Below are 21,917 nucleotides of genomic sequence, written 5' to 3'. Positions count from 1 at the left end.
CTCCTCGACCGCGGGGTGGGTGCGGAGGTCAGTTCGCGGTGACCTGGACGGGGCAGCCGTTGGTGAGGACGTCGTAGACGGCCGACCGCCGGCGGGACTGCTCGACCAGCTCGCGCAGCTCGTCCGGGCCGGCGTCGCCGGTGACCTCGAGGTGCACGCGGATGCCGGAGTAGCCGTTCCGGACCTCGTCGGACAGGCCGAGGATGCCGCGCAGGTCGATGTCGCCCTCGACGGTGGAGGTGACCTCGTGCAGGGTGATGCCGCGGGCCGCGGCGATGTTGACCAGGCCGGCGGTGAGGCAGGCGGCGATGGCGTGCAGCAGGAACTCCACCGGGGTGGGGCCGTTGCCGGAGCCGACCAGCACCGCCGGGTGGTCGGCGTCGTAGGTGAAGTCCTCGGTGCGGCTGGTGTCCTCCTGCATCGCGCCGTAGAAGCCGCGGATCGTGCTGCGGCTGTGGGTGCCGTCGACCCAGCTGTTGGACGCCCGGAACCGGAACTGCGCGATCTCCGGCTGCGTCCTGACGGCATCGATCGTGGCGAACAGCGTGGGGACGTCGACCCCGTTGCGGGCCGGGCGCTGCGCGGTGGTGGCGGTCATGGCGGGTGCTCCTCGTTCTCGTCGGGAGGCCGGGTCGGCCTCGCGACGGGAAAGCTAGGAACGCCGCCTTCCGCCGTCCTTCCGCACCGGGAGGAGGGGCGGAAGGACGGCGGAAGGACGTCACTCGGCGAGGAAGGCCTCGACCTCGCGGAGGAACACCGGCCAGGCCGGCTCGTCGGCGAGCAGCAGGTGGTTGTGGCTGTCCAGCGCGACGAACCGGCTCCCGGGGATGAGCGAGGCCGCGAGCCGGCCCTGCTCGAACGGGGGCCGCTGGTCGTGGCGCGCGTGCAGCACCAGGGTCGGCGCCTGCACCCGCGTCGCTGCCTCGACGGCGTCGATCGAGCCGGTCACCCCCAGCAGGTGCGCGGCGTTGGCCGCCGACGTGCTGGCCCGCTGGAGGTCGTTGAAGCGGTCCCACAGCTCGCGCGAGCCCTGCGGCATGAACTGGGAGGTGAACACCTGCCGGAACGCCGGCTCGTCGCGGCCCCAACCCAGCCGGGCCAGCTCGACCTGCAGCCGGTGCTCGGCGCGGTCCTCCTCGGTGGTCGCGCGCACCAGTCGGCCCTGCAGGTAGGAGCCGTACAGGACCAGCCGGGTGACCCGCTCGGGATGCCGCGCGGCGTAGGTGACGGCGACCGGGCCGCCCTGGGAGATGCCGAGCACCGGGAACCGGTCGAGGCCGGCGGCGTCCACGACCGCCTCGAGGTCGGCCACCCAGTCCTCGAAGGTCGACGAGGCGACGTCCCGGTCCGACAGGCCGCAGCCGCGCTCGTCGTAGCGGACCAGCGTGTGCCGCCGGGAGAGCTCGACCAGCCAGTGCCGCCACACCGGGCTGTGCCAGTCGTGGTCGAGGTGGGTCAGCCAGTTGGCCGCCTTGACCAGCGGCGGGCCGCTGCCGGAGCGGGCGTGGGCGAGGGTGACGCCGTCCCGCGTGCGGCAGAACCGGATCCGCTGCTCGAGCCGGCGCTCGTCGACCGCCGGCGGCCCGCCCCGGTCCCGCATCGAGGCGAGCAGCCGGTCCCGCAGCGCGGTCGCCTCACGTCCGGGGCCGGTGCCCAGGTGACGGCGCACCGTCCGGTCCAGCGTCTCGAACCGGCGCAGCGCCCCGGCCCGGTCCCCGGCGCGGGCCAGCTCCCGCATCAGCCCCAGGTGCGCCTCCTCGTCGGCCGGGTCGAGCGCCAGCAGCTCGTCCCAGCGACCGGCCTGGCGGAGCAGCCGGGTCCGCAGCGTCGTCAGCCGGTCGCGCGGCTCGTCGGCCCACTCGGCGTAGACGTCGGCCGGCAGGGGCTCCGCGGGGTGCCGGTCGAGGACGGCGGCCGCGGCGGCGACCGACCCGTCGGCGAGGGCGGCACGCGCGGCGCGCTCGAACTGCTCGGCGTCCACGCACACCGGCACTCCCGGCAGCAGCGCGACCATGCCGTCGCGGAGGACGACCGCGTCCTCCCGCCCGAGCGTGCGGCGGGCGTAGTGGGCCGCCTTGTGCAGGCGGGGGGCGGCCTCGCCGGGTCCCAGGTCCGGCCAGAGCAGGTCCATCACCTGCTCCCGGTGCAGCCGGCGGTCCGGGCGCAGGGCCAGCAGCTTGACCAGGCTGGCCGGGTCGCGGCGGGGCCACCCGTCCTGGGCCACGGTGCGCCCGTCCACCCGGACGCGGAAGGGACCCAGCAGCTCGATCGTCAGCACGGCGGCCTCCCGGTGCGGAGCCGGGCCGGGGCCCCGTCCGGCGGTCGGGGCCCCGGTGGCGCCCGTCGATCGCTCAGCGCAGCGCCGACATGGCCCTCTGCAGGTCCTCCAGGTTCATGCAGGGCGTGACGGTCACCCGCGCCCCCAGCTGGAACAGCGGCTCGGAGATCTCCGGCAGCCGGGCCGAGTCGTCCAGGTCGATGACCGCCCAGAGGCTGCGCCGGCCCTCGTCCCCGACGAAGTAGATGGCCTCGGGCCGCAGCCGCTCGACCGTCTCCTGGATGGTCTTCTCCACGGTGCCGTCCGCCATGGCGCGGTTGCCGCTCTCGGTGTCGACGACGGCCTTCAGCATCATGCGCATGTCGTCCTCCTCGACTGGGGGCGCCCACGGTGGCCCGGCCGGTCCGGACCCGCCAGGGCCCTTGGACCCGGCCGGGAATGGCGCACCGCGCGTCGGACTTGTGCGCGGGCATGACGACTCTCGGACTGATCGGCAGCGGTCACATCGGCGGCACCGTCGCGCGGCTGGCGGTCGCCGCCGGCCACGACGTCGTGCTCAGCAACAGCCGCGGGCCGGACACCCTCGCCGGCCTCGTCGCCGAGCTGGGCCCGCGCGCCCGGGCGGCGACCCCGCCGGAGGCGGCCGCGGCCGGCGACCTCGTGGTCGTGACGATCCCGCTGCGGGCCTACCGCGAGGTCCCCGTCGAGCCTCTGCGCGGCAAGGTCGTGATCGACACCAACAACTACTACCCGCAGCGGGACGGGCAGATCCCCGAGCTCGACGACGAGTCGACGACGGTGAGCGAGCTGCTGCAGGCCCACCTGCCCGGGTCCCGCGTGGTGAAGGCGTTCAACAACATCTACTTCGAGCACCTGGCCACCCTGGGCCGCCCGGCCGGCTCTCCGGACCGCTCGGTCCTGGTCATCGCCGGCGACGACGCCGACGCCAAGCGGACGGTGGCGGAGTTCCTCGACTCCCTCGGCTACGACGCCTACGACGCCGGGCCGCTGGCCGAGGGCTGGCGCTACCAGCGCGACACCGCCGCCTACGCCGGCCTGTACCTCGCACCCGGCACGGAGTTCCCCGGACCGGGCCGCCCGGCCACGCCCGAGCTGGCGGGGGAGAAGCTGGCCGCGGCCGTGCGCTACCGCGACACCTGACCGTCGCGCCGCGGGTCCGGCGCGGCCGGTGGCCGACCGTGCTCTTGCGGAGATCGTGCGGAACGGCTGCGCGGATCCTGCGGGACGGCGGGCAGAGTCGTCCTCGTCGCCGGGTCACGGGGGGACCGGCGGCAGGGGGAACTGCGAGGAGCCCCGCGCACCGCCTCGGGGGAGGGCAGGTGCGCGGGGCTCGTCCGCGTTCCCGGGGAGCCCGGCGCCGCTCGCGGTCCCGTCGCACCGCCGGGGGATCACCTCGGTTCGTGGCGCCCGATCCGCCCGATCCCGGTCACCGCCCGCGTGGCGGGCGTCCTCCTGCCCGCCGGACGGGCCGTCCGGGCGGCGCGGGGCGGGCAGGCCGGACCGGCGGGGCGCTCCCGCGGCGGCAGGACCGCCCGTGGCGTCGTCGCGGCCACCTACAGTCCCCGGCGCGACGCGTCGGTGGTACGCGTCCCGGAGAGCGGAGACACGGTGGACCTCACTGGCGCATCAGCACTCGTCGTCGGCGGCGCCGGCGGCTTCGGCGAGCAGACCGTGCGGAAGTACGCGGCCGAGGGGCTCAAGGTCGTCATGGCCGACGTCAACGAGGAGAAGGCGAAGGCCATCGTGGCCGAGCTCGGCGACGGCGTGGAGTTCGTGCACACCGACGTCACGAGCGACGAGTCGGTCGACGCCGCGGTCGCCAGGGCGCAGTCGCTTGGCCCCCTCCGCGTCACCGTCATCGTCAACGGCGGACCCGGCGGCGGGGCCGCGCAGCGGATCGTCTCCCGCGACGGCACCCCGATGCCGATGGAGGCGTTCCTCCAGACGACCGAGTACTACTACACCGCCACCTACCGGGTGCTGTCGCGCGCGGCCGCCTCGATGCAGGGCAACGAGCCGCTGGAGGACAACCAGCGCGGCGTCGTGATCATGACCGCGAGCATCGCCGGCTTCGAGGCCGCGCCCGGGCAGACCAGCTACGCGATGGCCAAGGGCGGCGTCATCGCCCTCACCCTCGCCGCGGCCCGCGACCTCGCGCCGGCCGGCATCCGGGTCATGGGGATCGCCCCGGGCACGTTCCTCACCCCGGCCTTCCCCGACCCGGTCAAGGCCGACGAGATGTACGGGAAGGTCGTGCCCAACCCCAAGCGGATGGGACGCCCGGCGGAGTACGCCAAGCTCGCGTACCAGATCGCGGAGAACGACTACCTCAACGGCCACGTCGTCCGGCTCGACGGCGCCCTGCGGTTCAACGCCTGACCGGGTCCCCGGCGGGGCGCCTCAGGCGCCCTCCGGGACCCCCGGCCGGTCGAGCCCGGCGGCCAGCTGCGCGAAGACCCGGTCGAGCTCGGTCCGCAGGTCGGCGAACGCGGGGACGGCGCTGCCCCCCAGCCACCGGTCGAGGGCCACCCGCATCCCGGCGAGCGCGGTCGTGGCGCACAGCCGCGGGTAGACCGATGCCGCCGCCGGCGGATCCAGCCGTTCGGCGATCGCGTCGGCGAGGACCTCCTCCTGCGCGGCCAGCGCCGCCAGCAGCTGGGGGACCAGCGAGCGCTGCCCGCGGATCACCCGCAGCGCGACCACGTGGTCGCGGTCGTCGGCCGCGGCCCGGTCCAGCGTCAGCAGCGCCGCCTCGCGCAGCGCCCGCAGCACCGATTCCTCGCGGGGCCGGGCCCGGAACGCGGCGACCAGGCGGTGGAAGTCGCCCGCGGCGGAGGCCACGACCGCCTCCTCCTTGCTGGAGAAGTAGTTGAAGAACGTCCGCAGCGCGATGTCTGCCTCGGTCGCGATCTGCTCGAGGGTCACGTTCTCCACGCCGTCGCGCACGGCCAGCCGCAGGGCGGCGTTCCGGATCGCGGCCCGCGTCGCGCTCTTCTTCTGCTCCCGGCGCCCCGCCGCCGTCCCCGTGCCGCCGTCCACGCCGACGTGTGTACCCGCTGCCATCTCAGCCGCCCGGGTGCAGGCCGCCGTTGACGCCGAGGACCTGGCCGCTGACGGCGGCGCCGGTGCCCGGCCGCGGGGCGGCGCCGGTGACGACGGCGACCCGGGCGGGATCGGTCACGCCCAGGTGACCGGCAGCGCGTGCAGGCCGTAGATGAGCATCTCGTTCTTCACCGGGACCTCCTCGACCGGCACGGCCAGGCGCAGGCCGGGTAGGCGGGTGACCAGCTCCTCCAGGCCGATCCGCATCTCGATGCGGGCCAGCTGCTGCCCGAGGCACTGGTGCACGCCGTGCCCGAAGGCCAGGTGCGAGGAGCGCGGGCGGGTGACGTCGAACCGGTCGGGGTCCGGGAAGTGCCCCGGGTCCCGGTTCACCTCGGGCATCGCCACGATGACCGTCGCCCCGGCCGGGACCTCGACGCCACCGAGCTCGAGGTCCTCCATCGCGATCCGGGTGACGCCGAACTGGACGATGCTCAGGTAGCGCAGCAGCTCCTCGACGGCGTTGTCGAACAGCGCCGGGTCCGCCCGCAGCGCCTCGACCTGCTCGGGGTGCGACAGCAGGGCCAGGGCGCCCAGGCTCAGCATGTTCGCCGTCGTCTCGTGGCCGGCGCCGAGCAGCACCAGCGACATGTCCACGAGCTGCTGGTCGGTCAGCTCCGGGTCCGTGGCGCGCACCAGCCCGGAGAGGATGTCGTCGCCGGGGTTCGCGCGCTTGCCCGCGACCAGCCGCTGCATGAAGGCGTACAGCTCGCCGCCGGCGACCGCCTTCTCCTCGTCGCTGGCCTGCACGTTCGTGCCGACCGAGGTGTTGTGCTGGAACGCCTCGCGGTCCTCGGGGTCCACCCCGAGCAGCTCGCAGATCATCAGCGAGGGGATCGGCAGCGCGTACGCCGGCACCAGGTCGGCCTCGGTGCCGGCCGCCTGCATCGCCGCGATCCGCTCGGCGGCGATCTCGCGCAGCCGCGACTCCAGCGCCTGCATGCGGCGCACGGTGAACTGGCCGGTGAGCAGGCGCCGCAGCCGGGTGTGCTCGGGCGGGTCCATGAAGACGAAGTAGCCGTCGCCCCGGGGTGCGGAGCCGGCGGCGGGGACCACCGGGCACCGTCCGCTGTCGGCGGCCTCGCCCATGGCGGCCACCTCCTCCGGCTGGAAGGAGGTGGCCTCGCGGTTGCGCATCTTGTCGGCGCTGAACCGGGGGTCGGCCAGCACGGAGCGGCCCTCCTCGAACCCGGTCACCAGGTAGGCGATGACGCCGTTGAGCAGGCGCAGGGACTGCACGGCGCCCCGGCCGCGGCGCTCGACCATGCCCGGCGGCGGGTCGAACGGGCAGCCCGGCGGGTGCTCCACGAGGTCGGCGGCGATCGGCCGGCGGATCTCGATGGTGACCCGCTCGACGGTGCCGTCGGCCTGCGCGCTGTCGGTGCTCATCCCTGCGTCCTCTCTCCGGCGACCGTCCCGGAGTGACGCTAGTCTCATGATGCACGTCATGCACGCATGCACGACGTGCACCGGACGAGGAGGAGGGGTCGTGCGGATCGAGGCGGACCGCGACATGTGCATCGGCGCGGGCCAGTGCGTGCTCGCCGCGCCGGACCTGTTCGACCAGGACGAGGACGACGGCCTCGTGGTCCTGCTCGACCCCGCGCCCGATGCAGCGCACGCGGATGCGGCGCGCGCGGCCGCCGCGGCCTGCCCGGCATCGGTCCTCACCGTCTCCGGGTGACGGTCAGGGGCAGAACTGCACTTCTGCACGGGGCAGAAGTGCAGTTCTGCCCCGTGGGGAGCACGCCGTCGGGGCGGGAGGTGCGAGCATGCCCGCCGTGCCGACCCCCGCCGAGGACCGCGACGCCATCCGCGACGTCTACGCCCGCTACGTCTGCGCCCTCGACTCCGGCGACGCGGCGACCTTCGCCTCGCTCTACACCGACGACGGGGTCTTCGTCGGCGGCGGCACCGGCGGGGACGACGTCGCCGGCCGGAACGCCCTCGAGGCCTTCGCGGCGGGCCTGCGGCCGGGCTCGGTGCACCGGCTGTCGCTCAACCACGTCATCGACGTGGACGGCGACACGGCGGTGTGCCGCTCGTCGATCGTCGTCCTGGCCGGCACCGCCGTCGTCAGCGCCGGGCGGGTCCGCGACGAGTTCCGCCGGGTGGGGGGCACCTGGCGGATCGCCCGCCGCGAGTTCACCGCCGACCCGGCCTGAGACGAGACCCGGCCCGGCTCGCCGTCCTCCGGGCGGAACCCGGCCTCAGGCCGCCAGCGGGTGGTGGTGGCAGCGGCCGCCGCTGGTGGCGCGCGCGCCGCACGGGGCGCCCGCGCGGGTCAGGCCGCCGCTGTCGCCGCAGCGGGCCGGGCGGCCCGCCGCCGGTGCCGGAGGAGTCGGGACGGTCCGCAGGAAGGGCAGGACGACGCCGTCGGTCCCCGGCGCGGCCGGGAGCGACGGGGTGGGGACGGCGGGCGCGGTGGCGGGAGGAGCGGCGGGAGGAGCGGCGAGGACCGGAGCGGCCGGGCGGTGGCGCTCGGCGCGGCGGGCGTTCAGGACGGTGGCGGCCGACAGGCCGGCCGCGAAGGCGGTCAGGGCGGTGGCGAGGTGGCTGGCGCGCATGCCCTCCTCATCGGCAGTCCCCGGCCGCGGTGGGAAGGGCCGGACACCGGTGGCCGGCGGGGCGGATGTGACGGCGGGGACGGATCGGTCCGGCACACCCGGCGGTGGTCCGCGCGGCCGGCGGTGACGGCTGTCACCGTCGAGGCATGCACGCGCACCCCAGCAGCCACCCGGCGTCCGGCGACGAGCACCGCGTCCGCTACCTGCACCTCGTCGCGGCGGCCCGCGCGGCGGCCCTGCGGCCGACCACCGAGCAGCAGGTGGCCGACGTCGTCCGCGTGACCGTGGACGACGAGGTCGACACGACCACCTTCCGCGCGATCGTCACCGACGTGTCCCGCGACGTCCTGCGCTGACCCGCCACCCCCTCGACGAGATCTGCACACTCGTCGGCATCAGCCGCTGATGGTGACGAGTGTGCAGATCTCGTCGACGGGTCAGGTGCCGCAGAAGGTGCGGTAGGTCGCGCCGAAGTCCGCGGGCGCGGGCGCGGCGTAGCGCTCGAGACCCGGCCGCTCCTCGAACGGGCGGGTGACGGCCTCGAGCAACCCGCCCAGCGGCGCCAGGTCGCCGGCCGTGGCCGCGTCGAGCGCCTCCTCGACGAGGTGGTTGCGCGGGACGTAGGCGGGGTTGACCCGGTCCATCCCGGCGGCGTCGGGCTGCAGCGCCCGCCACCGCTGGGCCCACGCGTCGAAGCCCGCCAGGTCGAGGAACAGGTCGCGCGCCGGGGCGACGTCCCCACGGGCCGCCCGGCCGAGCGCGCGGAAGAACGACGTGTGGTCGACGTGGCCGGCCTGCAGCAGCTCGAGCAGGTCGTCGGCCAGCCCGGCGGTGACGTCGTCGGCCAGGCCCTCGGGGAGCCCGAGCTTGGCCCGCATCCCCGCCGTCCACGCGGCGCTGTAGCGCGGGCGGAAGCCCTGCAGCGCGGCGACGGCGAGCTCCACCGCCCGCTCCTGCTCCTCGTCGAGCAGCGGGAGCAGCGCCTCGGCGAACCGGGCCAGGTTCCACTCGGCGACCAGCGGCTGGTTGCCGTAGCGGTAGCGCCCGCCGGCGTCGATCGAGCTGTAGACGGTGTTCGGGTCGACGGCCTCCATGAACGCGCAGGGGCCGTAGTCGATGGTCTCGCCGGAGATCGTCGTGTTGTCGGTGTTCATCACGCCGTGCACGAACCCGACCAGCATCCACTGCGCGACCAGCGACGCCTGGGCGGTGACCACGGCCTCGAACAGCGCCAGGTACCGGTTCTCCGCACCGGCCGCGGCGCTCCAGTGCCGGTCGATCGCGTGGTCGGCCAGCCGGCGCAGCAGGTCGACGTCGCCGGTGGCCCGCGCGTACTGGAAGCTGCCGACCCGCAGGTGGCTGCTGGCCACGCGCGCGAGGACGGCGCCGGGCAGCGCCGTCTCGCGGTACACGGTCCGGCCGGTGGCGACGACGGCCAGCGACCGCGTCGTCGGGATGCCCAGGGCGTGCATCGCCTCGCCGACCACGTACTCGCGCAGCATCGGTCCCACCGCGGCGTAGCCGTCGCCCCCGCGGGAGAACGGCGTGGGCCCCGAGCCCTTCAGGTGCAGGTCGTGCAGCCGGCCGTCGGGACCGGCGAGCTCGCCGAGCAGCAGGGCCCGGCCATCGCCCAGGCGGGGGTTGTAGCCGCCGAACTGGTGCCCGGCGTAGGCCTGCGCGACCGGCCGCGCGCCGTCCGGCACGGCGGTGCCCGTCAGGAGGCGGACCCCCGCGTCGGTGCGCAGCTCGGCCGGGTCGAGCCCCAGCTCGGCGGCCAGCGGCTCGTTCAGCACGAGCAGCCGCGGCTCGGGCGCATCGGCGGCCTGCCAGGGCAGCGCGAGTTCCGGCAGCTCGCGGGCGAAGCGGTCCCCGAGGGGGACGCTGGACGGCGGCGCGATGCTCACCCCCTCGACGGTACGACCCGGCCGCTCCCCGCACCGGGTGGCGGGCGACGCCACGTCTGCCCCACGCGCCCCGTGTCGGTGCCCGGGTACCCGGCCGCGACGCGCTGACCGGCGACGATGCCGCCCGGCGCCCGCTGGGGCGACGCCGTCGACCCCGGGAGAGCCGTGCCCACCCGCTCCGCCGTCCGTGCCGCCGTGCTGACCTGCGCCGCCCTCGGCGCCGGCCTCGCCCCGGGGGTGGCCGCGGCCGATCCGGGGGACACCCGGACGGTCACCGTGTGCACCGAGGCGGCGCTGCGCGCGGCGATCGGCGACGCACCCGACGGTGGCACCGTCCAGATCGCCTGCGACGGCCCGATCGTCGTCACCCCCGAGGGCGGCAGCACGATCGTCGTGGACAAGACGCTCCTCATCAGCGGCACCGGGCACGACGTGGTCGTGGACGGGGGATACCGGACGTCGCTGTTCGCCGTCCAGGCGCCGGCGGGCGCCACGTCGCCGACGGACCTGCCCACGGTGACCCTGCGCGACCTGACGTTGACCCGCGGCTGGTCGCAGGACACCGGCTACACCGGTGGCGGCGCCGTCTGGAGCGCCGGTCACCTCGTGGTCGAGCGGGTGGCGTTCACCGACAACCACGCATTCGACCGGGGTGGGGCGATCCTGGGCGTGGGGTCGGGCAGCACGACGGTGGTGGCCAGCAGCTTCACCGGCAACACCGTCACCTGCCCGCTGGACGGCTCCGGCGGCGGTGCCATCGCCGTCCGCCAGTGGAACCCGACGACGATCACCGGATCGACCTTCACCGGCAACGCCGCGACCGGGTTCGCCTCCGGGGGCGCCGTCCTGGCCTGGGTGAGCAGCGGGTTCAACGGCTTCCCCGTGGAGCCCCCCACCACCCCGGCCCCGGCCTCGCCGTTCAGCGCGCCGCTGGTGATCACCGACAGCACCTTCACGGACAACGCCCTCACCGTGTCCGGGCTCGGTGACCTCGACCGGATGTACGGCGGCGGGGCGGTGGCCTCCTTCGACCACCCGCTGACGGTGACGGGCAGCGTGTTCGAGCGCAACACGGTCGAGGGGATCATCGTCCACGGCGGGGCCGTCCTGGCCGCCTCGATCCGCGACACCCCGACGACGATGACCGCGGTGGAGGTGCTCGGCAACGGCTTCCCCGACCGGGTGGCCGGACTCCCGGCCAACGGCATCGGCGGCGGCCTCGCGCTGCACGGCACGCCGGCGCGGATCGAGGACGCGATCGTCGAGGGGAACCGCGCGTTCGTCGGCGGTGGCCTCTACACCCGCGGTGGACCGGTCGAGCTGGTCGACTCGACGGTCGAGGCCAACACCGCCGGGGCGGTGGACGCGGGGAGCGGTAACTTCGGAGCCGCGGTGGCCACCCGGGGACCTCTCGTCGTCCGCGGCACGCGGATGGCCGGGAACGCGAAGGGGACCTGCCTGGTCCTGCGTGACCCGGCCGCCGCGCCACCCGCCTGGGATCCCGTGGCGGACGCCGGCGGCAACGAGGTCGACGGCGCGGCGAGCTGCTTCCGCGTCTCCCTCCCGCCGACCCCGCCCGCGCCCACGGGACCGCTGGGCGCGCCCGCGGCGCCGACCGCGCCGGGTGACCCGGTGGCGCTCACCGGAGACGGCTTCGCGCCGCACGCGCGGGTCACCCTCGCCGCCTATCCGCTGCACGCGGCCGCGGCGGTCACGGGCACGTCGGCCGCCGCGCCCGCACCGGTGGACCTCGGGGAGGCCGCGGCCGACGGATCCGGGTCCCTCACCACGTCGCCTGTGCTGCCCGGCGCCGGCGTCTGGCAGGTGCTGGCCCTCGGGTCGTCCCCGTCGGGGACTCCGGTGGCGCTGTCCACGGTGGTGCTGGTCGCGGCCCCCGGCGTCGACGTGGCCCCCGTGGTCACCGCCCAGCCCTCGTCGGCCGGCGGTGCGGTCGGGACGACGGTGACGCTGACCGCCGCCGCGGTGGGCGTCCCGGTGCCGACCGTCCGGTGGCAGCGGCCCGACGACGGCGGTACGACCTGGACCGACGTCCCCGGCGCGACGGCGACGACGCTGACCGTGCCGGTGACGGCCGGGACGGTGTCCTACCGGGCGGTGTTCACCAACGTCGCGGGGACGACGGTCAGCGAGGTGGCCGCGGTGAGCGGCCCGGCAGGGACCCCCGGTGGCCCGGGGGGTCCCGGTGGCCCGGGAGCGGGTGGCGGGGCGGGCACCGGGACGGTCGGGGACGGCGGGGCCGTTCCGGCGGTCACCCGGGGGGTCGCGACACCGGGACCGGTGACGGCGCCCGGCGGGCTCGCGCAGACCGGTGCCGACGTGCTCCCGCTCGCCGGGGCCGGCGGTGTGCTCCTCCTCGTCGGCACGGGCCTCGTGCTTTGCGCCCGCCGCCGTCGAGCGCCCTCCGGGGTGCGCTGACGGCGTCGCAGGCACTGGCGCCATCGGTGTGACGCGGGCCACTCTTGCCCTCACCGTGCGGAGGACCGGGAGGGTGCCATGGAGCGGGACAACTACATCGCCGAGCTGCCGTTCGGCCGGCCGGAGATCGACGAGGAGGCCTTCGTCGCCCCGACCGCAGTGGTGGTGGGTGCGGTCACCATGGGGCCGCTGTCGAGCATCTGGTACGGCTCGGTGGCCCGCGCCGACGAGGAGGCCATCGTGCTCGGAGCCGGCACCAACGTGCAGGACGGTTGCGCGCTGCACTCCGACCCCGGGTTCCCGCTCGTCGTCGGCCGCGGGGTCACCGTCGGGCACCGCGTCGTGCTGCACGGCGCGCGGATCGACGACGACGTCCTCGTGGGCATGGGCAGCGTCGTGATGAACGGCGCGCACATCGGCGGCGCCTCGATCGTCGCCGCCGGCGCGGTGGTCACCCCGAACACGCAGGTGCCGCCGTGGTCGGTGGTGGCCGGCGTGCCCGCGCGCGTCGTCCGGGCGGCGACCGAGGAGGACCTGGCGCACATCCGCGGCAACGCCGAGAGCTACACCCGGCGGCTGCCCGCGGCCCGGCGCGTCCGGCCGGTGGTGCGCCGCCCCCTGCCCGCGGCCGGGATGGTCGCCGGGGACGGCATGTACTGAGGCGGCACACGGGGGTGGGAAGGCCGGCCCGCCTCACCTGAGGTGTCGGTCCAGGAACCGGCACCCGTCCTCCAACTCGAACCACGGGGTTCCGGTGTGCCCGCCCGCGTTGGCGTGCAGCGTCTTCTCCCTGCTGCCGAAGGCATCGAACAGCTCCAGGGCCCGGTCCCGCGGGTTCCCCTCGTCGTCCCACTGCAGGAGGAACAGCAGCGGGACGGTGACCTGCCGGGCCGCGTCGCGCTGGGCACGGGGTACGTACCCCCCGGCGAAGAAGCCGGCCGCCGCGATGCGTGGCTCGACCACCACCAGCCCGATGCCGAGGGCGGTCCACCCCCCGGAGTAGCCGACCGGGCCGACGATGCCGGGCAGCTCGAGGAGGGCATCCAGCGTGGCCCGCCATTCCGGGACCGCGCTCCTGACGAGAGGGCCGACGACCGACTCCAGGATCTCGTCGACCGGCTCGCCGGCCTGCATCGCCCGGCGGAGGTCGCTGCGGGCCTGCTCGTGGCCGGCGGGACCAGGACGGCCACCGCAGCCGGCGGCGTCGATGGTGGCCACCGAGTAGCCGCGGGCCGCGGTGTAGCGGGCCCGGGCCACCAGCCGGGGGTCTGCCCGGGGCAGGCCGTTGTTGTGCGGCATCAGGACCAGCGGGGCCGGCGAGGAGCCACGCGTCCACAGGGTGCCGGGGATCTCGCCGAGGGTGAACTCGCGCTCGAGTACGCCGTCGTCGAGGCGCCGTTCGGAGGTGACGTGCACGGTCGTGCCTTTCGGGAGGGCTCGTGACGGCGCTCCCGGACGACCTATCGCCCGACCGTGACCCCGGAGGGGAGCACCCCTGTCGACACTGCGTCCACGGGTACCACCTCCTCGATCTCTCGCACGGCCTCGCGAAACTAGCAGCGGTCGCCGTCGTCGGCCACGGCTCGTGCGGGGGGCGCCGCGGCCGGATGCCGCCCGTCGTGCGACGAGGTCCCGGCGGGTGCCGACCTGTCCCACCGGGTGCCGGCCCGGATGGTGCCGGCGATGGCGGAGGCCCACCGTCGGGTCGGGGACGGCCGGCCCGCTCTGCCGGGGAGTTCTCCGCTCTGCCGGCCGGATCCCGCCGGCGACGTGCGGAACCCGCCGGCAGAGTCGGTTCCCTCAGTCCCGCGGGCGCCGCCGGATCCGCGAGCCGAGCCAGGTGAGCGGGTCGTACCGGCGGTCCACCACGCGCTCCTTGAGCGGGATGATCCCGTTGTCGGTCAGGTGGATGTGCTCCGGGCACACCTCACTGCAGCACTTGGTGATGTTGCAGTAGCCCAGGCCGAACTCGTCCTGCGCCAGGTCCCGGCGGTCGACGGTGTCCAGCGGGTGCATGTCGAGCTCGGCGAGCCGGATCAGGAACCGCGGCCCGGCGAAGACGGCCTTGTTCTCCTCGTGGTCGCGGATCACGTGGCAGGTGTTCTGGCAGAGGTAGCACTCGATGCACTTGCGGAACTCCTGCGAGCGCTCGACGTCGACCTGCTGCATCCGGTGGTTGCCGTCGGCGTCGCGCGGGCGCGGGGTGAACGCCGGGATCTGCGCCGCCTTCTCGTAGTTGTAGGAGACGTCGGTGACCAGGTCCCGGACCACGGGGAACGTCCGCAGCGGCGTCACCGTCACCGTCTCGTCCTCGGCGAAGGTGCTCATCCGCGTCATGCACATCAGCCGCGGGCGGCCGTTGATCTCGGCGCTGCACGAGCCGCACTTGCCGGCCTTGCAGTTCCACCGGACGGCGAGGTCGCCGGCCTGCGTCGCCTGCAGCCGGTGGACGACGTCGAGCACCACCTCGCCCTCGTTCACCGGCACCGTGTACGTCTGCAGGTCCCCTCCGGAGGCGTCCCCGCGCCACACCCGGAACGTCGCGTCGTAGCTCATGGGGTCACCCCTCGACGATCTCGGCCAGCTCGGGTGGCATCTGGGGGAGCGGCTGCCGGGCCACCGACACGGAGCCGTCGGGGGCCAGGGAGCAGACGAGGTTCGTCCGCGCCCACTCCGCATCCGTCGCCGGGAAGTCGTCGCGGGTGTGCCCCCCGCGGCTCTCCTGCCGCTCCAGCGCCGCCCGGGCGATGCACTCGCTGACCCGCAGCATGTGCGGCAGGTCCAGCGCCAGGTGCCAGCCGGGGTTGTACTGGCGGTGCCCCTCCACCGACAGGGCCGCCACCCGCCGCTTCAGCGCCTCGATCCGTTCGAGCGCCTGCTCCATCTCCGCCGCGGTGCGGATGATCCCGACCAGGTCGTGCATGGTCTGCTGCAGGTCGTGCTGGACGGCGTAGGGGTTCTCCCCGCCCTCCCGCTCGAACGGCGCCAGCGCGGCCCGGGCCGCCTCGGTCAGCGCCTCGTCGGCCAGCGCCACCGCGCCGGTCCGCTTCAGCGCGTGCTCGGCGGCGGCGGCGCCCGCCCGCCGTCCGAACACCAGGAGGTCCGACAGCGAGTTGCCGCCCAGCCGGTTGGAGCCGTGCATGCCCCCGGCCACCTCGCCGGCGGCGAACAGGCCGGGCACCCGCGCCGCCTCGCTGTCGGGGTCGACCTCCACCCCGCCCATCACGTAGTGGCAGGTCGGGCCGACCTCCATCGCCTCGGCGGTGATGTCGACCTCGGCCAGCTCCTTGAACTGGTGGTACATCGAGGGCAGCCGGCGGCGGATGTACTCGGCCGACCGGCGAGAGGCGATGTCGAGGAAGACCCCGCCGTGCGGGCTGCCGCGGCCGGCCTTGACCTCGCTGTTGATGGCGCGGGCGACCTCGTCGCGGGGGAGCAGCTCGGGCGGGCGACGGTTGTTCTTCTTGTCGTCGTACCAGCGGTCGGCCTCGTCCTCGGTCTCCGCCGTCTCCTTGCGGAAGAAGTCCGGGATGTAGTCGAACATGAACCGGTTGCCGGCCGAGTTGCGCAGCACCCCGCCGTCGCCGCGCACGCTCTCGGTCACCAGGATGCCGCGCACCGACGGCGGCCACACCATGCCGGTCGGGTGGAACTGGACGAACTCCATGTTGACCAGCGAGGCGCCGGCCTGCAGCGCCAGCGAGTGCCCGTCGCCGGTGTACTCCCAGGAGTTCGACGTCACCTTGTAGGACTTGCCGATGCCGCCGGTGGCCAGCACGACCGACGGGGCCTGCCAGGCGACGAACCGGCCGGACTCCCGCCAGTAGCCGAAGGCGCCGGTGACCCCCTCCGCGTCGGTCAGCAGCCGGGTCACCGTGCACTCCATGAACACGTCGACCCCGAGCGCGACCGTGCGCTGCTGCAGGGTGCGGATGAGCTCCAGCCCGGTGCGGTCGCCGACGTGCGCCAGCCGGGCGTAGCGGTGCCCGCCGAAGTCGCGCTGGCTGATCAGCCCGTCGGGTGTGCGGTCGAACAGCGCGCCCCAGTCCTCGAGCTCGCGGACCCGGTCGGGCGCCTCCTGGGCGTGCAGCTGGGCCATGCGCCAGTGGTTGAGCATCTTCCCGCCGCGCATGGTGTCCCGGAAGTGCACCCGCCAGTTGTCCTCGGGGTAGAGGTTGGCCATGGCCGCGGCGATGCCGCCCTCGGCCATGACGGTGTGCGCCTTGCCCAGCAGCGACTTGCACACCACCGCCGTCCGGGCGCCCTGCTCGTGCGCCTCGATCGCCGCCCGCAGGCCGGCGCCGCCGGCCCCCACCACCACGACGTCGTACTCGTGCCGCTCCAGCTCCACCATCGTTGAGGCCCCATCCCCTAGAAGAAGCGGAGATCCGAGATCGTGTCGGTCGCCAGCAGGAAGATGTAGAAGTCGGTGAAGGCGACGAAGAACAGCGACGCCCAGGCGTACTGCATGTGCCGGGCGTTGAGCCGGGAGGCCACCGTCCAGGCGCGGTAGCGCAGGGGGTGCGCCGAGAAGCTGTTCAGCCGGCCGCCGACGATGTGCCGGCAGGAGTGGCAGGAGATCGAGTAGAGGAACAGCAGCACCGCGTTGACCAGCAGGATCAGCGTCCCGAGGCCCATGTGCCCCCACTCGCCGGTCTCGTCGCGGAAGCCCCGGAACGCCTCGTAGAAGAGGATCGCGTTGAACACCAGGGCGGCGTACAGGAAGTACCGGTGCACGTTCTGCCCGACCAGCGGGAGCCGCGTCTCACCGGAGTAGCGGCGGTGCGGTTCGGCCACCGCGCAGGCCGGCGGGGAGGCCCAGAAGGACCGGTAGTAGGCCTTGCGGTAGTAGTAGCAGGTCAGCCGGATGCCCAGGGGCAGCACGAGGATGTAGACCGCCGGGGAGATCCACGACGGGCCGGTGATGAGCTCCGGGAAGCTGTCGCCCTCGCACCACGTCGTGATGCACGGGGAGTAGAACGGCGAGATGTAGGGCTCGGTGTAGTAGTGCGCGTTCTGGAGCGCGCGGAACGTCGAGTAGGCGATGAAGAGCGCCAGGACGACGACCGTGACCAGCGGCTGCAGCCACCAGCGATCGGTGCGCAGGGTGCGGGCCGCGATGGCCGCGCGGCGGGGTGGGGTCTCGCTCGTGCCGCGCCCGGGGGTGACCGCCCCGGTTCTGCGCGGAGCGGTCGCGGTCACGGCGTGGTCCGCCGGCCGCCGGGACAGGGCGTCCTGGTGACGCCAGGGGGATGAGCCCCGGCAGGAGCCTCCAACGACACGTCGTCCATGAGCGCCTCCAGCACCGTTGCTGACGCGCCGCCGCATGGCGGTGGGGCGCATCCGACCACGGACGACGGCCGGAGGGAAGGGCTGTGGGGACGTTTCGTGCTCGGCCCGGCCCGGCCCGGCCCGCGGGCTGCGCCGGGCCGGGCCGGGGACGGCGGCTAGCGGGAGGGGTCGGTGCGGGGCTCGTCCGCGCTGCGCTCGGTGAAGGCCGAGAACGTCTGCGCCACCGGCTCCTCGTCGTCCGGGGCGGGGACCACCGGGGCCTGCCCGCCCGTGCTCCCGGCCCCGGTCGACGGCGCCGCCGCGCTGCGCTCGCCGAACGCTGAGAACGTCTGCGACACCGGCTCACCGTCCTCGAGCGGGAACCCCCCGCCGGCGGACGACGTCGTGGCCGGCCCGCCGGAGGGGGAGCTCTCCACCAGCTTGTCCACGGCGCCCTGCAGCGGCGGCGGCAGGGTCTCGCGCACCTTCCCCACCGCCTGCTGCACCTCCGGGCGGCCGGTCAGCCGCGCGGTGGCCTGCTGGATCTGCTGGTACCGCTCCCGTCCCGCGCGGGTGCCCAGGACGTAGCCCACCCCGATGCCCAGTGCCAGTGACAGCTTGCCCATGAGTCGACTCCTGTTCCGGCCGGTGGCCGTCGATGTCCCGTGCGCGGCGCGATACCCGGCCGGCGCGCGGTGAATCCGCAGGTGGCGGTCGCGCGCCCGGTCGTTGACGGGCAGGCGGCGGGGGACCACGCTCGGCACATGTCCGTGGTGCCGTTCCCGGCCGACAGGTGGACGTGGGAGAGCGCCCGCGGGCTCAGCCGCGCGGTGCGGGTCTCGGCGCACGCCGAGGCCGGACTGCTGACGGTCAGCTTCTGGCGTGACGACCGGTGCGCCGGCTCGGTCCGGCTGACCCCCGTCGAGGCGGCGTCCCTGGTCGGTCGGCTCACCGCGGCGCTGGCCGGGCTGGCGCAGCCGCCGGCTGCCGAGGAGGTCGGCGGGGACCCGGTGGCGGACCGGCTGGCCGTGGTCGAGCAGCGGCTGCGCGCCCTGGAGTCGGGGACTCCGGCGCCGCCGGCCTGACCGTCCGGGCGCGGTCCGGGTCAGGTCCAGTCGATCCGGCGTCTCCAGTCGGCGGCGATCAGGAACGGCACGGCCAGCGCGAACAGCGCCAGCGCCGTCCCGACGGCGATCCGCCGGTCCACCGACAGCACGGGGTCGGTGAAGAGGGCCACCGCGGCGAGGGTGGCGAGCACGTAGCCGATCCGGGCCCGGCGCCGTTCGCGCCGGGCCTGCCGTGCGTCGGCCTCGGCCAGTGCGCGCTCGTGCTCCTGCACCACGTCCCCCTCGCGTCGGCTCGCGCGGATCCGCGCGGCGGTCGCGGAAGCCAGCAGCGTGCCGCCACCCGCGGGGGCGGCCCGCACGCGGCGACGTCCCCGCTCCCGCGTCAGGGGGAGCGGGGACGTCGTCGTGCGGCGCGCCGCCTCCGTCGTCTCCCCGCGGACGGCGGGGTGGGGGCGGGCCGGGTCAGCGGGCGGTGCCGGGGCGCTGCACGCCGGTGAAGGTGAGACCGAGGGTCGCGGTCGTCCCCTGGAAGGCGTCGCCGGCCGTGGCGGGCAGCGAGACGGAGAGGACCAGGTGGTCGACCCCGCCCGGCTGGAGGCTGGCCACCCCGGCGAGCGGGGCGTCCATGACCGCGCGGCCGGAGTAGAGGGTGGAGACCGTGCCGGCGCAGGTGTAGGTCGGTGCCGAGGCGGTGCCGCCCTGGGTCCACGCGGTCGAGCAGGACCGCACCGCCAGCTGCAGGCCGCTCGCGGCGTCGCTGGTCAGCACGCTCGCCGCGGAGGCGGTCGAGGCGAGGCTCACCTGGCCCAGCGGCGAGGTGCCGTCGTTGACCAGGTCGACCGCACGGGTCATGGAGTCGCCGGGCAGGAAGCCGGCCGTGGTCACCGGGATCGCGGCGCCGCGCTGGCTGACGTCGATCGAGACCGTGCCGCTCGAGACGCTCGTCGAGATCGGGGTGGTGCTGTCGGTGAACGTGCCGAACGTGCCCAGACCGGCCACGGCGGCGGCAGCGGCCACGACACCCAGCGAGCCGAGCACCTGGGTGCGGCGGCGGGCGGGGACGGTGCGGGACGACGTCATCTCGGGTTCCTCCGGTCCGTGGCGGCGGCTGTCTGCGCCGGCAGGGAGGACTCTGGGCGCCGAACCGCAGGCCGCCCGCCGCGATCCCGCAAGATCTCCGCAGGACCGGGTCGGTGTTTGACCGGTGACCCGGCGCGGGCAGGCGGCAGGGCGTGACCTACTCGATCGTCGCCCGGGACACCACGACCGGGGAGATGGGCGTCGCCACCCAGTCGCAGGCCTTCGCCGTCGGCAGCAGCGTGCCGTACGCCCTGCCCGGGCAGGGGGTCATCGCCAGCCAGTCGATGGCCGAACCGATGTACGGCCAGATCGGGCTGGACCTGCTGCGCGGGGGCTTCACCGCGCAGGAGGTGCTCACCGCGCTGCGCAGCGTCGACCCGCACCCCGAGCGCCGGCAGGTCGCGGTCCTGCACGTCTCCGGCGACCTGGCCGTCTACACCGGCGACAACTGCGTCGCCGAGGCCGGCCACCAGGTGGGGGAGGGCTGCGTCGCCCTGGCCAACATGGTCGACTCCCCGCAGGTGTGGGAGTCGATGGTCGCCACCTTCGAGACCTCGCAGGGGGCGCTGGCCCACCGGCTGCTGCTGGCGCTGCACGCCGGGGAGGACGCCGGTGGCGACGTCCGGGGCCGGCGGTCGGCGGCGGTGTTCGTCGTCCGCGCCGTCCCCACCGGCCGGCCGTGGCACGACACCGTGGTCGACCTCCGCGTCGACGACTCCGAGGACCCCGTCGCGGAACTGGACGAGCTGGTGGTCCGGCTGGCGCGCTACCAGGACGTCGTCCGCGCGTTCCAGCAGGCCATCGGCGGGGACCCGGTCACCGCCGACCGGGTGCTGGAGGAGCTGCGGCTGCCCGACCCGGACACCGAGCCCGACCACGTGCTCTGGCGCGCCGTCGTCGCCGGGCTCGCCGGCCGCGAGGACGCCGCGAGGGCGCTGTTGTCGGAGCTGGCCGGGGCCGCGCCGCAGTTCGTGGAGATCGGCCGTCGCTTCGGCACCGCCGGCCTGGTCGACGCCGACCTGATGGCGCGGATCCTGCCGGAGCGGGTGGCCGGCGGCGCCGGCTCAGCCGGAGAGCGGGAACACCAGCAGTGAGCTCGAGGCCGTGGCCACGCTCCGGCCCGCTGCGTCGAGCACCTCGCCCTCGGCGAAGGCGACCCGGCGCCCGGGCTTGACGACGCGGCCGATCGCGCGCAGCGGCCCGCTGGCGGCCGTGACCGCCCGGAGGTAGGTGACCTTCAGCTCGATGGACGTGTACCCGGTGCCGCGCGGCAGCGTGGAGTGGACGGCGCAGCCGGCGACCGTGTCGAGCAGCGTGCAGACCAGCCCGCCGTGCACGACGCCGATCGGGTTGTAGACCGACTCGTCGACCAGGCAGGAGAACTCGACGCGGCCCTCCTCGACGGCGAGCAGGTCCATCTGCACGAGCGGCACGATCGGCGGCGGGGGAAGGACGCCGTCACGCAGCGCCTCGAGGGTCTCCAGCCCGGACCGCTCGAGCGCACCGGCCGCGGTGACCATCGGGTCGAACCAGGTGACCGTGCGGGAACGCGGCTCGCCCCAGGTCGCGGGGGTCGTCGCAGCGGCCGGCTCAACGGTCACGGTCGGCGTCCTCCCCGTCCTCGTGCGCCGGCAGCCCGGACAGCACCCGGCCGGCGGGGGTGAGCTCGCGGGTCACCCGCGACCCCGCCACCGGCTCGCCGCACGTGCGGCACACCCACTCGGCGTCGACCTCGTGCGCCTCGTGGTCGCCGGGGGCGTGCACCAGGCGCACGGGTGGCTCGTCGGTGGCCCAGCGGTTGCCCCACTGCAGCAGCGCCTGCAGCACCGGCAGCAGGTCCCGGCCGGACGCGGTCAGGTGGTACCCCGACCGCGGCGGCGCGTCGCTGTAGGGCCGCTTCTCCAGCACGCCGGCGGCCACCAGGGCGTTCAGCCGGGCGGTGAGCCGGTCCCGCGGGGCGCCGGTGCCGCGCACGATGTCGCTGAAGCGGTGGTTGCCCAGCGACACCTCCCGGATGACGAGCAGGGACCAGCGCTCGCCGACCAGCTCCAGGGCGGCGGCGATCGAGCAGGGGCGGCCGGGCAGCCCGGCCAGGTCGACGGCGGCGGTCATGACCCCAGGTTTGCACATCAAACCAACGCGCGCTACCGTCGCGCTGTCAGTTGGACATCCCAACCCAGGAGGCCCGGGA

General features: G+C 75.1%; 25 protein-coding genes. 9 read left to right on the top strand and 16 right to left on the bottom strand.

What is annotated here, in order from left to right; genetic code table 11:
* Positions 1–28: 28 nt before the first annotated feature.
* The 3 genes from ACK586_RS11260 to ACK586_RS11250 form a co-directional block, all read right to left on the bottom strand.
* On the bottom strand, positions 29–598 hold the full coding sequence (locus ACK586_RS11260; protein WP_409330568.1) for an OsmC family protein: 570 nt from the start codon (positions 596–598) through the stop codon (positions 29–31).
* 120 nt (positions 599–718) lie between these two features.
* Positions 719–2,278 (bottom strand): bifunctional AfsR/SARP family transcriptional regulator/alpha/beta hydrolase, encoded by a 1,560-nt coding sequence (locus tag ACK586_RS11255; protein ID WP_409330567.1) that lies wholly within the window; start codon positions 2,276–2,278, stop codon positions 719–721.
* Positions 2,279–2,351: 73 nt separating this feature from the next.
* Complete coding sequence (locus ACK586_RS11250) at positions 2,352–2,639, bottom strand: DUF3303 family protein (RefSeq protein ID WP_409330566.1); 288 nt, start codon at positions 2,637–2,639, stop codon at positions 2,352–2,354.
* A 110-nt stretch (positions 2,640–2,749) separates the two neighbouring features.
* On the opposite strand from ACK586_RS11250, the gene ACK586_RS11245 reads away from it, so the two are divergent.
* Both ACK586_RS11245 and ACK586_RS11240 read left to right on the top strand, forming a co-directional pair.
* Positions 2,750–3,439 (top strand): NADPH-dependent F420 reductase, encoded by a 690-nt coding sequence (locus ACK586_RS11245; RefSeq protein WP_409330565.1) that lies wholly within the window; start codon positions 2,750–2,752, stop codon positions 3,437–3,439.
* Positions 3,440–3,907: 468 nt separating this feature from the next.
* On the top strand, positions 3,908–4,678 hold the full coding sequence (locus ACK586_RS11240; RefSeq protein ID WP_409330564.1) for an SDR family NAD(P)-dependent oxidoreductase: 771 nt from the start codon (positions 3,908–3,910) through the stop codon (positions 4,676–4,678).
* A 21-nt stretch (positions 4,679–4,699) separates the two neighbouring features.
* Here ACK586_RS11240 and ACK586_RS11235 read toward each other — a convergent pair whose 3' ends face one another.
* Positions 4,700–5,338, bottom strand: coding sequence for a TetR/AcrR family transcriptional regulator (locus ACK586_RS11235; protein WP_409330563.1), 639 nt, complete (start codon positions 5,336–5,338; stop codon positions 4,700–4,702).
* A 138-nt stretch (positions 5,339–5,476) separates the two neighbouring features.
* On the bottom strand, positions 5,477–6,790 hold the full coding sequence (locus tag ACK586_RS11230; RefSeq protein ID WP_409330562.1) for a cytochrome P450: 1,314 nt from the start codon (positions 6,788–6,790) through the stop codon (positions 5,477–5,479).
* Positions 6,791–6,890: 100 nt separating this feature from the next.
* Between ACK586_RS11230 and ACK586_RS11225 the strand changes: the two genes are divergently transcribed.
* Both ACK586_RS11225 and ACK586_RS11220 read left to right on the top strand, forming a co-directional pair.
* The gene (locus ACK586_RS11225) at positions 6,891–7,085 is read left to right on the top strand and encodes a ferredoxin (RefSeq protein ID WP_409330561.1); all 195 of its coding nucleotides are present in this window, start codon (positions 6,891–6,893) and stop codon (positions 7,083–7,085) included.
* Positions 7,086–7,173: 88 nt separating this feature from the next.
* On the top strand, positions 7,174–7,566 hold the full coding sequence (locus ACK586_RS11220) for a nuclear transport factor 2 family protein (protein ID WP_409330560.1): 393 nt from the start codon (positions 7,174–7,176) through the stop codon (positions 7,564–7,566).
* 45 nt (positions 7,567–7,611) lie between these two features.
* On the opposite strand, the gene ACK586_RS11215 is transcribed toward ACK586_RS11220, so the two are convergent.
* Positions 7,612–7,968 carry a hypothetical protein gene (locus ACK586_RS11215; RefSeq protein WP_409330559.1) on the bottom strand — a complete coding sequence of 119 codons (357 nt, stop codon included), beginning with the start codon at positions 7,966–7,968 and terminating at the stop codon, positions 7,612–7,614.
* A gap of 146 nt (positions 7,969–8,114) precedes the next feature.
* Here ACK586_RS11215 and ACK586_RS11210 point away from each other — a divergent pair, with 146 nt between their 5' ends.
* Positions 8,115–8,324, top strand: coding sequence for a hypothetical protein (locus tag ACK586_RS11210; RefSeq protein WP_409330558.1), 210 nt, complete (start codon positions 8,115–8,117; stop codon positions 8,322–8,324).
* Positions 8,325–8,405: 81 nt separating this feature from the next.
* Here the strand turns inward: ACK586_RS11210 and ACK586_RS11205 are convergent, their stop codons facing one another.
* Positions 8,406–9,872 carry a protein adenylyltransferase SelO gene (locus ACK586_RS11205; protein ID WP_409330557.1) on the bottom strand — a complete coding sequence of 489 codons (1,467 nt, stop codon included), beginning with the start codon at positions 9,870–9,872 and terminating at the stop codon, positions 8,406–8,408.
* A gap of 165 nt (positions 9,873–10,037) precedes the next feature.
* On the opposite strand from ACK586_RS11205, the gene ACK586_RS11200 reads away from it, so the two are divergent.
* Positions 10,038–12,308, top strand: coding sequence for a hypothetical protein (locus ACK586_RS11200; protein WP_409330556.1), 2,271 nt, complete (start codon positions 10,038–10,040; stop codon positions 12,306–12,308).
* Positions 12,309–12,386: 78 nt separating this feature from the next.
* A complete protein-coding gene (locus ACK586_RS11195; protein ID WP_409330555.1) occupies positions 12,387–12,968 on the top strand; it encodes a gamma carbonic anhydrase family protein in 582 nt (193 codons plus the stop codon).
* A 33-nt stretch (positions 12,969–13,001) separates the two neighbouring features.
* Here the strand turns inward: ACK586_RS11195 and ACK586_RS11190 are convergent, their stop codons facing one another.
* The 5 genes from ACK586_RS11190 to ACK586_RS11170 form a co-directional block, all read right to left on the bottom strand.
* Entirely contained in the window at positions 13,002–13,724 is a 723-nt protein-coding gene (locus tag ACK586_RS11190; protein WP_409330554.1) for a dienelactone hydrolase family protein, read from the bottom strand.
* 384 nt (positions 13,725–14,108) lie between these two features.
* The gene (locus ACK586_RS11185; RefSeq protein ID WP_409330553.1) at positions 14,109–14,864 is read right to left on the bottom strand and encodes a succinate dehydrogenase/fumarate reductase iron-sulfur subunit; all 756 of its coding nucleotides are present in this window, start codon (positions 14,862–14,864) and stop codon (positions 14,109–14,111) included.
* Between the two features lie 4 nt (positions 14,865–14,868).
* Positions 14,869–16,662 carry a fumarate reductase/succinate dehydrogenase flavoprotein subunit gene (locus tag ACK586_RS11180; protein WP_409330552.1) on the bottom strand — a complete coding sequence of 598 codons (1,794 nt, stop codon included), beginning with the start codon at positions 16,660–16,662 and terminating at the stop codon, positions 14,869–14,871.
* 17 nt (positions 16,663–16,679) lie between these two features.
* Complete coding sequence (locus tag ACK586_RS11175; RefSeq protein ID WP_409330551.1) at positions 16,680–17,510, bottom strand: hypothetical protein; 831 nt, start codon at positions 17,508–17,510, stop codon at positions 16,680–16,682.
* Between the two features lie 245 nt (positions 17,511–17,755).
* Positions 17,756–18,205 (bottom strand): hypothetical protein, encoded by a 450-nt coding sequence (locus ACK586_RS11170; protein WP_409330550.1) that lies wholly within the window; start codon positions 18,203–18,205, stop codon positions 17,756–17,758.
* 138 nt (positions 18,206–18,343) lie between these two features.
* Here ACK586_RS11170 and ACK586_RS11165 point away from each other — a divergent pair, with 138 nt between their 5' ends.
* Positions 18,344–18,664, top strand: coding sequence for a hypothetical protein (locus ACK586_RS11165; RefSeq protein ID WP_409330549.1), 321 nt, complete (start codon positions 18,344–18,346; stop codon positions 18,662–18,664).
* 20 nt (positions 18,665–18,684) lie between these two features.
* On the opposite strand, the gene ACK586_RS11160 is transcribed toward ACK586_RS11165, so the two are convergent.
* Together ACK586_RS11160 and ACK586_RS11155 are read right to left on the bottom strand one after the other, a co-directional pair.
* Positions 18,685–19,005 carry a hypothetical protein gene (locus ACK586_RS11160; protein ID WP_409330548.1) on the bottom strand — a complete coding sequence of 107 codons (321 nt, stop codon included), beginning with the start codon at positions 19,003–19,005 and terminating at the stop codon, positions 18,685–18,687.
* Between the two features lie 103 nt (positions 19,006–19,108).
* Positions 19,109–19,726 (bottom strand): TasA family protein, encoded by a 618-nt coding sequence (locus ACK586_RS11155; protein ID WP_409330547.1) that lies wholly within the window; start codon positions 19,724–19,726, stop codon positions 19,109–19,111.
* A 152-nt stretch (positions 19,727–19,878) separates the two neighbouring features.
* On the opposite strand from ACK586_RS11155, the gene ACK586_RS11150 reads away from it, so the two are divergent.
* On the top strand, positions 19,879–20,820 hold the full coding sequence (locus ACK586_RS11150) for a DUF1028 domain-containing protein (protein ID WP_409330546.1): 942 nt from the start codon (positions 19,879–19,881) through the stop codon (positions 20,818–20,820).
* Here the strand turns inward: ACK586_RS11150 and ACK586_RS11145 are convergent.
* Positions 20,791–21,327, bottom strand: a complete 537-nt coding sequence (locus ACK586_RS11145; protein WP_409330545.1) for a PaaI family thioesterase — start codon at positions 21,325–21,327, stop codon at positions 20,791–20,793. The genes ACK586_RS11150 and ACK586_RS11145 overlap by 30 nt on opposite strands.
* Positions 21,317–21,838: a winged helix-turn-helix transcriptional regulator gene (locus ACK586_RS11140; RefSeq protein WP_409330544.1), complete on the bottom strand. Its 522-nt coding sequence runs from the start codon at positions 21,836–21,838 to the stop codon at positions 21,317–21,319. The genes ACK586_RS11145 and ACK586_RS11140 overlap by 11 nt, the downstream gene beginning before the upstream one ends.
* Between the last annotated feature and the right edge of the window lie 79 nt (positions 21,839–21,917).

The organism is Trujillonella humicola (genome assembly GCF_046233715.1).
GTDB lineage: Bacteria > Actinomycetota > Actinomycetes > Mycobacteriales > Geodermatophilaceae > Trujillonella > Trujillonella humicola.
This window is presented reverse-complemented; position numbering and strand designations above follow the sequence as displayed.

Coding starts and splice junctions, on each gene's coding strand:
- ACK586_RS11260 (WP_409330568.1), bottom strand. CDS start 598: ATGACCGCCACCACCGCGCAGCGCCCGGCCCGCAACGGGGTCGACGTC.
- ACK586_RS11250 (WP_409330566.1), bottom strand. CDS start 2,639: ATGCGCATGATGCTGAAGGCCGTCGTCGACACCGAGAGCGGCAACCGC.
- ACK586_RS11245 (WP_409330565.1), top strand. CDS start 2,750: ATGACGACTCTCGGACTGATCGGCAGCGGTCACATCGGCGGCACCGTC.
- ACK586_RS11230 (WP_409330562.1), bottom strand. CDS start 6,790: ATGAGCACCGACAGCGCGCAGGCCGACGGCACCGTCGAGCGGGTCACC.
- ACK586_RS11220 (WP_409330560.1), top strand. CDS start 7,174: ATGCCCGCCGTGCCGACCCCCGCCGAGGACCGCGACGCCATCCGCGAC.
- ACK586_RS11215 (WP_409330559.1), bottom strand. CDS start 7,968: ATGCGCGCCAGCCACCTCGCCACCGCCCTGACCGCCTTCGCGGCCGGC.
- ACK586_RS11210 (WP_409330558.1), top strand. CDS start 8,115: ATGCACGCGCACCCCAGCAGCCACCCGGCGTCCGGCGACGAGCACCGC.
- ACK586_RS11195 (WP_409330555.1), top strand. CDS start 12,387: ATGGAGCGGGACAACTACATCGCCGAGCTGCCGTTCGGCCGGCCGGAG.
- ACK586_RS11185 (WP_409330553.1), bottom strand. CDS start 14,864: ATGAGCTACGACGCGACGTTCCGGGTGTGGCGCGGGGACGCCTCCGGA.
- ACK586_RS11180 (WP_409330552.1), bottom strand. CDS start 16,662: ATGGTGGAGCTGGAGCGGCACGAGTACGACGTCGTGGTGGTGGGGGCC.
- ACK586_RS11170 (WP_409330550.1), bottom strand. CDS start 18,205: ATGGGCAAGCTGTCACTGGCACTGGGCATCGGGGTGGGCTACGTCCTG.
- ACK586_RS11165 (WP_409330549.1), top strand. CDS start 18,344: ATGTCCGTGGTGCCGTTCCCGGCCGACAGGTGGACGTGGGAGAGCGCC.
- ACK586_RS11155 (WP_409330547.1), bottom strand. CDS start 19,726: ATGACGTCGTCCCGCACCGTCCCCGCCCGCCGCCGCACCCAGGTGCTC.
- ACK586_RS11140 (WP_409330544.1), bottom strand. CDS start 21,838: ATGACCGCCGCCGTCGACCTGGCCGGGCTGCCCGGCCGCCCCTGCTCG.